The sequence below is a fragment of the Roseimicrobium gellanilyticum genome, assembly GCF_003315205.1.
Lineage (GTDB): Bacteria > Verrucomicrobiota > Verrucomicrobiia > Verrucomicrobiales > Verrucomicrobiaceae > Roseimicrobium > Roseimicrobium gellanilyticum.
Window position 1 is genome coordinate 457,459 of sequence record NZ_QNRR01000002.1, and the last position, 13,348, is coordinate 470,806.

Below are 13,348 nucleotides of genomic sequence, written 5' to 3' on the forward strand. Positions count from 1 at the left end.
GGAAAAAGGGACCATCGTTCACTTTATCTCCAGCGGTGGCAGTTCGTACACTGGCACTCCCGTCATCTGGATGCGGGGAGGGGAGGTCTTGTTGGATGACTCTTTCTCGACGAACGTGGGTGTGCCCACGGCAGAGGCGGGGATGGTGAAGGGATGATCGATCGTGGCGAGAACGACGGAGGGCTTGTCGCGAGGGGTCCCCGCGGGCCAGCCTTTGATGTTGCCAGTGAGGCGGTAGCTGCCAGCCCCGAGCTTCTGGAGATGGATGACCTCGGGTGTGTTTCCCTGGGCGTCCTTCTTCTTGTAGGTCACGTGGCCATTCCACACATCCTCGACGAGGCGCTTCCTGTCCTCTGGGAGCAAGAATCCATCATCTTCCGTGCCGTCCCACACGACCTTCAATTGGTGGCGGGAGTCCGTCGCGGCTCCGGGAGGAAGCTTCAGAGGAAGAGCGGGCTCACACCATTTCCAGAGTGTGCTGGTGTCAATTTTCGTCTGTTCACCAGCCTTCAGCGGGAATACCAGGGGGGCTGCGCCATACATGTCGTAGCTGATGGCCAGCTTGTAGAGGCCCGGTATCATGCGAGCACCTTCCTGCACCTGTGTCTTCGCATTGGGCTTTGGCAGTTCATGAAATCCATCAATAATTCCAGGGCTGTTCTCAACCACGGCATACAACATGACCATGGTCTTCGCACGGAGATCGGCAGGGATGCCCCGAAGATCGAGATCAAGCACGGCCCAAGGGGTGAGAGTGATGGTGTCGTCCCCACGAACTTTTCCGGGTTCAATCACGCCCCAGCCTGAGGGGTGGACAGCCACCAGTCCAAACTCGTCCACTTCAGGCGCGACTGAAGCAACGCCATCCGTGTCGGCGCGGAAGAAGCAGTCATCGCCTACCGGCCCGTCGAGTGCGCTGAAATCACCGTTCGTGACGCGCGCGGCACCATTGCGCACATTGTTCCAGCTCACCTTGGCTCCTGCAGCAGGCTGACCATCGGGCTGGCGCACCTGGATTTTCAGCTGCGGAGTTTTCTTGAGTTTGATGTTCCATGTGACCTCACCGGAGATCTCATCAATGGGTTCCGTAAGGAAGGGGCGATACCCATCTGCCGAGATGCGAAGAAGACGGCGGAACTCGCCATTCCTTCCGCGATCTGATGAGAAGAGGAACTTCCCATCCGTGCCCTGCATGGTGCCACTGCTCCACCAGACCCAACTGCGATGTCCGGCCTCCTTCCAACCAGGGAATTCGCGCACATCTCCAGGCACAATCTTGAATGAGGGTATCGGAGCGCCCGTGTCCGCATCGACCACGGTGCCGATGATTTGGGAAAGCTTCTCGAGGACGACTTTGATTTCCTGATCTCCGGGAGTGATGACGAAACCCCGATTGTCGCGATGACCTTCCGCGCCAAAGAAGTCCCATGAGATCGCGACGTCTGGCGCATGTTTCCACGTAAAGGTCCCGTCCTTTCCAGTGGTGAAACGATAGTTCAAGACACGAGGGCCATTCTGTTTGGGATTGGTCCCTCGCCATTCGTCGGGCGCGGCCATCGCACCTGCGATGGGATCACCCTTTGCGTTTACCACTCGAACCTTCAACTCCTTGCCCTTGTTCAGCGTGAGGACGACCGGTGCACCATCGCCAGCGGAGCTCAGGTGGGTTAGATAGGGGGCATAACCTTTGGCGGTAACGGTGGCCATCACGCTCTCGCCCTTCCTGGCATTGCCGATGCGGAACGTGCCGTCATCGTTGGTCTTGTACTCAGGATAAGTGGTGCTGTCTGAACCAGACTCGCCCAGCACGATGGTGCCCTTGACGGGCTTCCCTGCGTCATCCACGACCTTCCCTGTGATGACCGCGCCGCGCTGCACGATGGTCTCACCACGGTTTTCATAGAACGGCAGCACTTCATCTCCTTTGGGATACTTTTTCAGAGGGATGATGTCCGAATGCTCGATCGCGAGTGAGAAACTTTTTCTGCCAGGAGGCGCTTCGGTGAAAGTCCATCGACCATTGGCATCCGTGGGCACGCGACGTTCCCAGATATCAGGAAAGATTTCCTGCGTGGCGCCACCCATGTTGGACCCGCGCATGATGAGCGCGATTTGCGCGCCAGACACAGGCTTGCCGTCGGCATCCTTCACGATGCCTCCGATGGGAACCGCCTTGGGAAGGGGAAGATCCAGCGTGTCCGGTGGGGTGAACGAAGGTTGATCCAAGTGCCAGAAGATGACTGTGGGGACGCGGCCCTCTTTGCGCACACGGATCGCAAAACCGACGGAGCTGTCGGGCCGTTGGGGTGGCAGGTTGAGGGTCGCCCGGCCTTTGTCGTCAGTCGTCACCTCGTGCACAAATTTCCCTGACTTCAGTGCAAGCTTCACGCCTGCGATGGGATCGCGAGTCTTGTCGTCGAATATGTGCAGAGTGGTGGTGGCAGGCCAGCCCACAGTGAGAGCGGCTTTGATCTCCTGGACCGGCTCGGCAGCCCGAAGAAGGCCGAGGAATGTGATCACCAGGAGGGCAATGATGCCGAGCTTCCGACTGGCACGGCTTCCGCCAATCCAGTGGGCGATCAATGCCACACGACGACGCACCCCGGCGACAGAAGCTGCCATGCCGAGCAGTCCAGGCTCGCCGACCCTCCATGGGCTGACGCGGCCTGGGAGCCGATCCACAAGATCCAGCAAGGTATCCCCATAGGCGCGGGCCTCATCTTGCGCGAGACGGGAGAGCATCCACTCATCGCAGGAAGCCTCAGCCTCCTCCCGCAAACGGTGATGCGCCAGCCAGAGCAGGGGATTGAACCAGTGCAGCACAAGGAGGGCACTGGTCAGAAGCTGCCACAGAAGATCATGACGACGCCAGTGCGCCAGCTCGTGTCCCAGGACCATGCGTAGAGTCTGAGGGGGCACAGATTCTGCGAAGCCGGGAGGCAGTAGGATGCGTGGCCTCCACAGGCCGGCGAGGGATGGCACACGGACTGCGGAGCAAAGTTCCACCTCGGGAACACGGCGCAGACGCAGACTGCGACCGACGTCCTGAAGCAGGGACTTCAATCCGTCCGGGGCTGGTGAAGAAGCACGTCGCAGCGAGAGATGGAGCCGGAAGGAACGCCAGCATCCCATCACCAACATGATGGACACACCCAGCACCCAGGTCATCAGTAGGAGTGTTCGCGCACTCGGAAGGGAGAACGCCGGGGCTGCCGATGGTGCCTTATCCACTTTGGCTCCTCGCGAGGAAGATGATGACAACGCTACCGCAGGAGACTCAGCGGAAGAAGATGGTACGGGGGATGAACTGGTTGGCGTCGCTGTGTTGGTTCGCTCTTGGTGTGTGGCAACGTCTGATTGCGTGGCGGGGGAGACCTGAGCAGTGGTGATCGGCTTTGAGGGAATCACGGGAAGACCGGGAAGCAGCAGGCGCACGAACACCAGCAGCCAGAACGCATGCCGCCATGAAGCGGACAGGCGTCGCCGCAAGAAGAAGCACGCCAGCAATACGAGCAGCGCGAGGATGGCGGCATCCGCCGACTGCTGAAGCAGCAACGGAATGGGCCGGGAGAAAAGGTCGCTGAGCCAGTGTGTCTTCATCGAGTGGGAAGAGAAAAGGGACTACGATTTCTTCCGTGAGGAGGCTTTGGCTTCCGCCTCATCAAGCAGGGCGCGAAGGTCGCTGATCTCCTTCTTGCCGAGCTTCTCCTCATCAACGCAGTGGGCGAGGAGCGGAGTGAGCGCGCCACCGAAGAAGCGATCCAGAAACTCACGGGTAGCGTGTCTCAATCCCTCCTTACGCGGGACGGCGGGCATGAAGACATGAGCGCGCTGGTCGCGGCTGCGTTTCACCCAGCCTTTTGCCTCGAGGCGCTCAAGCTGCACCAGGAGGGTGTTGCGTGTGATGGATTCATCACGTTCCGCATTGCAGGCATCGAGCAGTTCATTGACGCGCACCTCCTGGAGATCCCAGAGGTGACGCATGATTTCCGATTCGGCAGGAGAAAGCCGGGACAGGAGTTTTGCCATGATTTGGATTTTACCGACAAAAGTCGGCAAATGGCAAGATCAAATCACCGACATTTGTCGGTGATTGGGGCAGTGGGTGGATTGGGCAGACGCTTGGGGGACTTGCTTCGCTGGCTGCTGCCCTTCTCGGTGGACCGGCTTGGCGCTCACGTGGAAGCGCTTCTTAAAGAAGCGGCGGGCCTAGGGGATGCCTTCTTCTTCGCTGAGGGTGCGGTATCCGATGGGTTCCTTGAAATCCTTGTATCCTTCTGGCCCGACTTCCCTGGATTCGAGGAACTCCCAGGTGCGCTGCATCGGGACCTCGGAGTGGGTCCATACCGCTGGCTGAAAGGGGAGACCTGGAACGGTTTTCCACGGGGCAGAAGACTCCATTGTTTCCAGAACTTTCCCATTGGAGTCTTCAACAGTCAGCTTGCTGCAGGCGTAGTGGGGAAGGGTAAATCTCGCTCGCAAAGTCTGGCTGTCCTGGAGTGGGAATGTCACCTCGACATTGGAATCATCCTGGGAGACGACCGATGCTTTGCTTTCCGATGAACTTCCTTTCTTTTTGAGGATATGGATGATGGCGAGTGGTGGGCAAGCGCTCAGGGTGTTGTACAGGACATTGCTCTTGCTGGTGAGGTCGACTGACCGCGAGGAATGTTCGATGATTCGGTGTTGTCCAAAAACTTCGCCGACATACTCCGATCTCAAGGTCAGCTTGTCATCGTCCAGCACGTGCTTGGAACCATAAAACTGGGCATAGCCGTGACATCGCAGTGCCCAGACTGCATAGCTCAGGCTGGCTTGGCGGTAGTGTTTTTCGGAGCTTTTGGCGTTTGAAATCTCCATCTCCAGACGCTTCGCTTCAAGCTCGCTGGAGGGGGAGGTGGCTTGCAGTTTCCTGGCATCTTCGGCGAACTTGTCTGCCAGCTTCGGCATGGGGGCTCTTACAAGAGTCAACTTCCACTTCAGTTCCAAGGTGGACACGTACTTCAGTTGTTCTTCGAGAGTTTGCACCAACTGCTCAGCAGTGACGGGTTGCTTCGCTGGCACCTGTTGTGCCCTTGCGATGCCGGGCGCGGTTCCAAGAAGTACGGCCACAGCCACTGCGAGAAGATAAGAAGCTGCCTGCATCATGGTGGTATCAATTGCGGCGGTTGCTTCATTGTCTTAGCAAATGGGGATGGGCATGGCCATGACAATCTGACCGGGCGCGATTTTGACTGCCGTGTGACGCACTACATGCCAGCCGCGGAGGCGCAGGCTGTAGCAGACATCCAGAGCTGGTGATCCTCCGCCATTGCGTGGGCTGGCTGATACATCTGCTCGAAGAGATGTCTCGCCGCTTCGAAGGCCGGGACGGAGATGGGTGGCAGAGAGACGGGACTGTCTTCCTTCTGGGCCTGTCCTTCTCCGCCGCGGCGGCGATCAATTGCTGGAGCGCCATTGCATCCAGCGACGTTGCCGGGCGGGGGGCTGAGTCAGACATGGGGTCTTTCTCCATTCGCTGCAAATCGTCCTGTTGCAATGCAACGTGTGCGAATTCGTGGGTCGGTGTGGCTTTTCGTGGAGCTTGTAGCGGCACAAGGATTCGACCTCTGGTTCCTTTGCGATTCAAGGAGTTGCAGAACGCGGGAGCACGGCGCAGGTTGTGGTTTCATGAAGGCCCTCGTTTCCGTCATCGCCTCGATCGTGGGGGACCGTGCCAGCCGCGCCAACCTGAAAGCACTGCTCAATCTGCTGCTCATCCTGCTTGGCCTGGTCACCGTGTTCAGCGTGCTGTTTCACGTGATCATGCTGATGGAAGGCCGGACGCACTCGTGGATGACTGGGTTTTACTGGACCTGCACAGTCATGACCACCCTTGGCTTCGGCGACATCACCTTCACGAGCGATCTGGGGCGGATGTTTTCCGTCGTGGTGCTGGTGACCGGCGTGATCTTTCTGCTGGTGCTCCTGCCGTTTACCTTCATCGAGTTCTTTTACGCGCCGTGGATGCGCGCGCAGGCAATGGCCAAAGCCCCACGCGAGTTGCCCAAGGAAACGCAGAATCATGTGCTGCTGACCTGCTACGATGCCGTGGCTTCATCACTGATACCGATGCTGGAGAAGTACGGCCACTCCTACGTGGTCCTGTGCCCGACGGTCTCCGAGGCCCTGGAACTGGATGAGCGCGGCATCCGAGCCGCCGTGGGGGAGCTCGATGATCCGGAAACGTATCGCAAAATGCGCATCGAGCAGGCGGCCATGCTCGTCACCACACGTGGCGATATGGTCAATGCGAGCGTGACCTTCACTGCGCGTGAGCTCGCGCCTCATCTGCCCATCGTGGCCTCAGCGCAGACGCAGTCATCACGTGACGTGCTGGAACTGGCCGGTGCCACCCACGTGTTGCGGCTGGAGGAAATCATGGGCAACACGCTGGCCCGGCGCGTGAGTATCCGGGACTCTGACGCCCATGTGATCGGCAAGCTCGACGACTTGCTGATTGCCGAGGCGGCGGCAGCGGGCACCGCACTGGTGGGGGGAACGCTGGCCTCCAGCCAGATTCGCGCGCGCACCGGCATCAGCGTCATCGGCACCTGGAATCGTGGTGCGCTGCAGCCCGCCGAGGCGCAGCAGCCGATTATGGAGGAAACGGTGCTCTTTGTGGCTGGTACACGAGTGCAATTGGACAAGTTCAACTCCAGCTTCACGTCACTTGCGAGCGAAAAACCGAGAGTGCTCATTGTTGGTGGGGGCAAAGTGGGCCGCGCTACCTACCGTGCGCTGCGCGAGCTCGACATCTGCACCACCACGATCATCGAAAAATCGCCGGAGCGTGTCCAATCCATTCCCGAGGCCATCATTGGCGATGCCACTGAGATGGAGGTTTTGAAGCGGGCCGACGCGCGCTCGGCCAGCACTTTGATCATCACCACGCATGATGATGACACCAATGTGGCACTGACCATCTTCTTCCGTCGCCTGCGCAGCAATTGGCAGATCCTTACGCGCAGCACGCTGGATCGGAATGTGTCCACGTTGCTGCGTGCCGGGGCTGACCTGGTGCTGTCTTACGCCTCCATGGGCGCGAACACGATTCTCAACGTGCTGCGTGGTTCGGACTGCCTGCTGCTGGCGGAGGGCGTGAATATCTTCCCCGTCTCCATTCCCGCTGCCATGGCCGGGCAAAAGTTGTCAGATTTGGACCTGCGCTCCCTCACTGGCTGTACCGTGATTGCTGTAGAGGAGCACGGCCGGCGTGTGGTCAATCCACCAGCGGAATACTGCTTGCCCGATTCTGGTCGCATGTTTCTCATCGGCACCATGACTGCCGAGGAACAGTTCCTGAAAGCATTCCCTCCGACCATGAGTCAGGGCAGGAAGCGGCGAAAGTGAGACCGCTGCGGACATGATCGCGGCCGGCTCGACATTGACCCTGTGGACGGCATAGAACCCGCAATTGAGCCGCCTGAGATCGCCGCGCCCTTGAGGTTGGCGTCCACAGAAGAATGCCCCATGGGTGATATACCAACTGATCAGGGGGCTGGTGAGCACCATGGCATCCACCGACGTTGCCGGACAGGTGGTGATCCTCATCCAATCCGCCGGAGACCCGGCGGATTGTTTTCTCCTTGTGAACGGCTGTTTCCTATCACACCACCACGGGGTCGCTCGAACCAAGATACTGCTCGCGCAATTCCTGCAGGCGCTTGTCCGCCGCATGCAGGTCGCTTACGATCTCCACTAGAGATGCGCGTTCCTGCACGCTGGCCCCACGGGCGCGCTGCTCAATGTTCAGCGCAGCATCCCAGATCACGGAACCGGCGAGGTGATGCATTTCCTCTGAGGTGACCGGTGCACCAGGCGATTGCTCTGGGTCCAGGCATTCAAGGATGAACTCGGCAAGGAAGTGTGGCTGACGGATGAAGAAGACGCGCACGCCGAAGCGGAACAATTCCACGGCCATGAGGCGGAAGCCCTCCAGCCCGCGCTGCTCCCAGAGACGCTCCAGAGCCATGCCTTCATCCACGGTGTCGGTGACTTCCGTGATCCATTCATCGACCTCCGGCGCATCGGGCGGTGTGCGATCCAGCATGGTGGCCAGCGCACGGCACAGCAGGTGGCGTGCTTTGATGCTCACTTCCGTGGAAAGCAGATCTTCCTTCTCAAAGTGCTGTACGTGCGCAATTGCCTTGCGCGCTTCTTCTGCGACTTGCCCGGCTTGCTCGCGACCTTGCTCCATGAGGGCTGCGGCGTGGCACATCATGGCACATCCCATGGTGCCGTGGTACTCCATGGAATCCTTTTGCGTGTGGAGCTCCATCATGGCAGTGGCCGAGGCGAAGGACTTGATGGCCTCCGCCACGCCTTCGGGCGAGTTCTGAGCCATGAGCGCGTGGCCTCGATTCATGTAAGCCACGGCATAGCGCACGATGAAGGGCGGATGGTCAAAGCCTGCCAGTTCCTCCAGGCACTGGACCGCTTCATCATAGGAGCGTATGGCCTCTTGCAGGTCCTCCGGTTGGCCTAGGCGTGTCAGGGCGTCCCCACGATTCATGCATGCGGCAGCCAAGCCCCAGCGGACACTGTGCATGTCCCGAGGCAGGGTCCTGCGGTACGCAGCCGATTTTTCAAACCAGGTCACCGCTTCACGCAATGTAGTCGCGTCATCAGATTGCAGGAGGGCGATTCCCTTGTTCGTCATGATATTGGCCGCAAGCTGGTGGTCAAACGGGGTGGCATCCTCAGGCATCGCAACAGTCGCCACTGCCGCGAGGCCGTGTTCGTAGGAGGCAAGTGCCTCTGTGCGACCCTCGGGCGTTCGCAGGTCTCGCTGGGCATTCCCACGGCACAGCAGAATCCGGCCGGCAAGGAGCGGGGCCGGGCCGAACTCGTTTTTCGAAGTGATGCCCAACGCCTTCAACCCCTCGTCGGCGCGGGCAATGGATTCACGACATGCGGCCGGGGAACCCTGGCCATGGAGCTGCTCCGCCTGTTCGAGTAGAGAGGCAGCTTTTGTAAGATCGGGGGATTTGGTTTCGGTTTGCACAAGGAAGAACTAATTGGCTGGATTCACTGAAATTGAGACGCAGACGCAACTTGACGCAACCGCTCTCCGTTCTACTCTTTCGCCCTGCTTGAAACTGTCAACTGTACCTCCACCTGTTTCTCATTCCGCTGCGCCGCCACTCCGGGTGCCGCAGTTCGGAGGGATCAGGTCTGAGCTGGTGCGCTATACGATGCAGTCTGGCCGCATCGGAGCGCGCATGTGGCTTGCTTGTGCCAATGCGATCCTTGCCAGCTTCCTGGTAACCGGCAGCATTGGCCTGTACCAGCCTGCATTTGAGTTGAGCCTCTACGAAGAGGGGAACACGGACAAGGATGCCAATGACGAAACCATGGGCGGCATGGTGGAACTGCAGTCTGATTCCGTAGAGCAGGAAGTGGTGCCACCTGAAGAAGTGGTGGAAGAGGTCGTGCCGGAGGAAGTGGTCGTGGAGGAGCAGGTGCCCGAAATGGTGGAGCCCGTGATTCCCGAGAATGTGATCTTCCCCGTGCCTGAAAAGCAGGAGATCATTGAGCCGATCAAGATGGTGGAGGTGAAGCCCAAGCCGGAACCAAAACCGAGACCCAAGCCCGCTGCGCCGCGTCCCAGACCAGCAACCGTGCAGTCCACCGGCACTGGCACTGGCAGTGGCGCCACGGGCGCGGGGCAGGGGATGCGCACCGGCGGCGCCGGTAGCAGGGGCAAGCGTCCCGCTCCGCCCTATCCTTCTTGGGCACGCAGCAAGGGAGTGTCCGGCAGTCCCAAGTTTGTCATCGTCTGTGACGCCACTGGCACCATCTCCTCCATTCGTGTGCTGGTCACCAGTGGAAATGCCGAGCTGGATAGCTACGCGTCCAGCTGGATTCAGCGCCGCTGGCGTTTCCCCGCCGGTGCGCCCACGACGTACAACGTTCCCTTCCATTTCGTGCTCCGCCGCTAAGATACCCGCCAGTTAAGTTAATGATCATCGATACCACTCCCATCCTCGGCAATGCCATCGTGGAACTCATCCATGACGGTGGCCCCATCATGTACCCCATCCTGCTGACGGCGGTGGTGGCCATCTGCATCCTTGCGGAGCGTATCACATGGTGGGTGCGCCTCACCGGACGCCGGAGTCCGAAGCGTTTGGAGGCCGTGTACGCTGCGATTGAGGAAGGAAACATGAAGGAAGCCATCCAGCTTTCCCGCAACTCGACGGACCCGGTCATCCGCATGATACACCATGGGTTGAACCATCATCACAGCTCTCTGCAGGGCGCGCTCGAAGTGGCCGCAGGACTGGAAATGCAGAAGGCGGGCCGCTTCCTGAATGCCATGGATACCATCGTGACGCTCGGGCCGCTGCTTGGTCTCCTGGGTACGGTGACCGGCATCATGGGTTCCTTCACCTCCATTGGTGACAGTGAACTCGCTGTGGAAAAGGTGACCGGTGGTATCGGTGAAGCCCTCATCGCCACGGCCGCAGGCCTCGGCATCGCCATCACCACGCTCATTCCCCTGAACTACTTCCACTCCCGCCTGGCGAAGTTCCAGTTCGACCTTGAAGCTGCCGCCACCAACGTGACGGTGCTCGTGGCGCAGAATGAAGCGGAGCAGAAGAGCCTTGGATATACGGCGTAACTTTTTGCAGAGTCTCCCGAGCTCATGAAGCTACGCTCTCCCATTCCCCAGAAGAAGGCGCGACTGGAGATCATTCCGTTGATCGACATCATGTTCTTCCTGCTTGCCTCGTTCATGCTCGTCAGCCTGACGATGGCCAAGCAACAGACCATCAAGGTCTCCCTGCCCACTGCCACCACGGCCAAGACGGATTTCAAGCCGGATATGATCAATCTCGCGGTGGATGCCAGTGGCAACTACTTCATGGACACCAATCGCATGACACTGCCGGACTTGGAAAAAGCGTTGTTCGAGAAGTTCCGGGCCAATGCCGAGACGCCCGTGTACATCAGCGGTGATGCCAATGCCCGTCATGGTTCCATGGTCCAGGTTCTCGATACTGTGCGTCGCGTCGGCTTCCAGAAGGTGGCTTTCCAGACCAAGGCTCCTGACATAGCAAAGGCTACGGGTGCTCCTGCAACGCCTGCTGCTCCCGGTGCTGCCTCCCCGGCCGCCCCAGCCCCCGCATCATCAGCGGCTCCCGCTCCTGCTCCTACACCAGCACCCGCACCTGCCCAGTAAGTAGTCATGACGAAGTTTCTTGGAGTATTGTTGGGAGTGTTGATACTTGGTATTTGCGGTCTTTGCGCCAAGCAGTGGGTCCGCGAAACCGAGCTCCACACCAGCCTGAAAGCGGTGGAAGCGCTGCTAGATGACGAAGTGGCCAAGCATCGTGCTACGGCGGAAAAGGCGGCAGCTTGGGAAAAGGAAATCAAACAGCTCACCCTGCGTATTGACGAGCAGGGGCTGAAAATCGCCGCCCAGGAACAGGAGGCAAACGCCACGAAGCTGCAGCTCGCCGAGGTCACGGCCCGCGCGGAACAGTTGCAGAAAAAACTCGCCGTAAATGCCACCGGCATGGAAGAGAGCAAGGAGGCGATGGCGACGCAAAACGCTGCTGTCACTGCCCAGAACGAGGCCATCAAGAAGCAGAACGAAACCATCGAGAAGCAGAATCAAATGCTCAAGGATCTGGCTGTGGAGCGCGATGGTGTTGTGACAAAGCTCAATACCCGCATGACGGAGTACAACGACTTGATGACGAAATACAACGAGCTCGCAAAGAAGGCGGGTCAGTAAGAAAGTAGTCCGCCGAGCCTCGGCGGTCAGGCTGCGTGAAATGGGCTTTGTGGACAGAGAACCATGACAGGGTGTCCGTCCGCATCATGGACATCTTCTCGGCCCACAGTGTCCCGCACAGCGTTACCGTGCGTCTCCCCACGACCGCAGGTCGCGGTTGGGGTGGCGCGCCCCAATACGAAAATGGCTACACTGTAACTTAAACCGCTCTTAGCTCGGCGGTCTACTTTCTGCCTCTACGCTAGCAACGTCCCCGTTTCCGGCTCTGCCAGCGCTTCACCGAGCTTCTGCTCCAGCGCATCTACTGCCACCTCGCTCTTGAAGCGGGTGCGCATGTTCTGCAGCGTGAGCGTGGGATACTCAGCCCCCACGACCACGGAGAAGCGTGCTTTCGCATTGTCAGCCGCCTGGAATTGCTTGCCCACTTTCTGGGCGGTGAAGCTGTAGTCCGTGCGCAGGCCAGCCTGGCGGAGGCGCTGTACGATGCCAAGCGCATTGCTGCGTTGGGTTTCGTCCGCGATGATGACATAGACGTCCAGCGCAGCGGCATTCCGCATCCACTGGTCCATGGCAGCTTGTGCTGCCGGCGTGACCTTGATGAGCTCGCCAAGCACCACGTCACCCATGGCGAAGCCACAAGCAGGGAGATTCACGGAGCCGTCGCTGAGAAGGCCCACAAGGTTGTCATAGCGACCACCACCGGCGATGGCACGCAGACCATGCTTCACATCGAACGCTTCGAACACGGTGCCGGTGTAGTAGGCAAGGCCCCGCACGATACCCGGGTCGATCTTCACGTACTGCCAGAGCCCACGCGCGGAGAGATTCTCGCGCAGCGGTGCGAACGTGGGGTGATTCTCATCCACCGAAGCAATGAACTCCTTCACCTGCGCCAGAGAAATGCCCAGTGCTTGAAGCTTCTGATCCGTCACGGCCTCGGGGGCACGTTCCATCTTGTCGATGACCTGAAGGAATGCGGCGTTCTTCTCTTCGTCGAGCGAGAACTTGGCCGCAAAGTCCGCCCACAGTCGGCGGTCGCTCAAGCGGATTACAAAATCACCGGGCTCCAGCGCAAAGACCCGCAGGCTCTCGATAGCGAAAGCCACCAACTCGGCATCCGCGGCGGGGGAAGACTCGCCGAGGATGTCGACGTTGTACTGATAAAACTCGCGCAGGCGTCCGCGCTGCTGCCGCTCATAGCGGTAGCACGGGCCAACCTGGAACCACTTCATGGGCTTCGGGTAGTCGCGCTGCTTCGCCGCCGCCATGCGTGCGAGGGTGGGGGTCACCTCGGGGCGCATGGAGACTTCCTCTTCACCCTTGGTGGTGAAGCAGAAGAGCTGCTCAGTGATCTCCTGGCCGCTCTTCTTGCGATACAGGTCCGTGCTTTCCAATGTGGGACCCTCGTACTCCACAAAGCCATGACGCGCAGCGACTTCACGCCAGCGGGCGAAGATGTAGTTGCGACGTGCGCAATCCTCGGGGAGGAAATCGCGGAAGCCTTTGACTGTCTGGAAGGTGGGCATGAGGGGGGCGATAGCTTTGCACTGCGAGAGCGGGAAA

10 protein-coding genes are annotated in these 13,348 nt (G+C 59.5%); 5 read left to right on the forward strand and 5 right to left on the reverse strand.

Annotation, left to right across the window (positions count from 1 at the left end; all coding sequences use genetic code 11):
* Positions 1–18: 18 nt before the first annotated feature.
* The 3 genes from DES53_RS07190 to DES53_RS07200 all read right to left on the reverse strand — a co-directional run bounded on the left by DES53_RS07190 (position 19) and on the right by DES53_RS07200 (position 5,148).
* Positions 19–3,600, reverse strand: a complete 3,582-nt coding sequence (locus tag DES53_RS07190) for a M56 family metallopeptidase (protein ID WP_113957556.1) — start codon at positions 3,598–3,600, stop codon at positions 19–21.
* 21 nt (positions 3,601–3,621) lie between these two features.
* The gene (locus tag DES53_RS07195) at positions 3,622–4,029 is read right to left on the reverse strand and encodes a BlaI/MecI/CopY family transcriptional regulator (protein WP_113957557.1); all 408 of its coding nucleotides are present in this window, start codon (positions 4,027–4,029) and stop codon (positions 3,622–3,624) included.
* A 180-nt stretch (positions 4,030–4,209) separates the two neighbouring features.
* Positions 4,210–5,148 carry a hypothetical protein gene (locus DES53_RS07200; protein ID WP_113957558.1) on the reverse strand — a complete coding sequence of 313 codons (939 nt, stop codon included), beginning with the start codon at positions 5,146–5,148 and terminating at the stop codon, positions 4,210–4,212.
* A 522-nt stretch (positions 5,149–5,670) separates the two neighbouring features.
* Here DES53_RS07200 and DES53_RS07205 point away from each other — a divergent pair.
* Entirely contained in the window at positions 5,671–7,392 is a 1,722-nt protein-coding gene (locus tag DES53_RS07205; RefSeq protein ID WP_113957559.1) for a potassium channel family protein, read from the forward strand.
* A 256-nt stretch (positions 7,393–7,648) separates the two neighbouring features.
* Here DES53_RS07205 and DES53_RS07210 read toward each other — a convergent pair whose 3' ends face one another.
* Positions 7,649–9,046: a tetratricopeptide repeat protein gene (locus DES53_RS07210; protein WP_113957560.1), complete on the reverse strand. Its 1,398-nt coding sequence runs from the start codon at positions 9,044–9,046 to the stop codon at positions 7,649–7,651.
* A gap of 217 nt (positions 9,047–9,263) precedes the next feature.
* Here DES53_RS07210 and DES53_RS07215 point away from each other — a divergent pair, with 217 nt between their 5' ends.
* Genes DES53_RS07215 through DES53_RS07230 form a run of 4 tightly spaced genes read left to right on the forward strand, consistent with a single transcriptional unit; the run spans position 9,264 to position 11,785 of the window.
* A complete protein-coding gene (locus DES53_RS07215) occupies positions 9,264–9,983 on the forward strand; it encodes a TonB family protein (RefSeq protein ID WP_147263266.1) in 720 nt (239 codons plus the stop codon).
* Positions 9,984–10,003: 20 nt separating this feature from the next.
* Complete coding sequence (locus DES53_RS07220) at positions 10,004–10,666, forward strand: MotA/TolQ/ExbB proton channel family protein (protein WP_113957562.1); 663 nt, start codon at positions 10,004–10,006, stop codon at positions 10,664–10,666.
* Positions 10,667–10,690: 24 nt separating this feature from the next.
* Positions 10,691–11,227, forward strand: a complete 537-nt coding sequence (locus tag DES53_RS07225; RefSeq protein ID WP_211325474.1) for an ExbD/TolR family protein — start codon at positions 10,691–10,693, stop codon at positions 11,225–11,227.
* Between the two features lie 6 nt (positions 11,228–11,233).
* A complete protein-coding gene (locus DES53_RS07230) occupies positions 11,234–11,785 on the forward strand; it encodes a hypothetical protein (protein ID WP_113957563.1) in 552 nt (183 codons plus the stop codon).
* 236 nt (positions 11,786–12,021) lie between these two features.
* Here DES53_RS07230 and hisS read toward each other — a convergent pair whose 3' ends face one another.
* On the reverse strand, positions 12,022–13,311 hold the full coding sequence (hisS, locus tag DES53_RS07235) for a histidine--tRNA ligase (RefSeq protein WP_113957564.1): 1,290 nt from the start codon (positions 13,309–13,311) through the stop codon (positions 12,022–12,024).
* Positions 13,312–13,348 lie beyond the last annotated feature (37 nt).

Excerpts from the sequence above, each read along its gene's own strand:
- DES53_RS07230 (WP_113957563.1), top strand. The coding sequence starts at position 11,234 with ATGACGAAGTTTCTTGGAGTATTGTTGGGAGTGTTGATACTTGGTATT.
- DES53_RS07200 (WP_113957558.1), bottom strand. The coding sequence starts at position 5,148 with ATGATGCAGGCAGCTTCTTATCTTCTCGCAGTGGCTGTGGCCGTACTT.
- hisS (WP_113957564.1), bottom strand. The coding sequence starts at position 13,311 with ATGCCCACCTTCCAGACAGTCAAAGGCTTCCGCGATTTCCTCCCCGAG.
- DES53_RS07190 (WP_113957556.1), bottom strand. The coding sequence starts at position 3,600 with ATGAAGACACACTGGCTCAGCGACCTTTTCTCCCGGCCCATTCCGTTG.
- DES53_RS07215 (WP_147263266.1), top strand. The coding sequence starts at position 9,264 with ATGTGGCTTGCTTGTGCCAATGCGATCCTTGCCAGCTTCCTGGTAACC.
- DES53_RS07225 (WP_211325474.1), top strand. The coding sequence starts at position 10,691 with ATGAAGCTACGCTCTCCCATTCCCCAGAAGAAGGCGCGACTGGAGATC.
- DES53_RS07220 (WP_113957562.1), top strand. The coding sequence starts at position 10,004 with ATGATCATCGATACCACTCCCATCCTCGGCAATGCCATCGTGGAACTC.
- DES53_RS07195 (WP_113957557.1), bottom strand. The coding sequence starts at position 4,029 with ATGGCAAAACTCCTGTCCCGGCTTTCTCCTGCCGAATCGGAAATCATG.
- DES53_RS07205 (WP_113957559.1), top strand. The coding sequence starts at position 5,671 with ATGAAGGCCCTCGTTTCCGTCATCGCCTCGATCGTGGGGGACCGTGCC.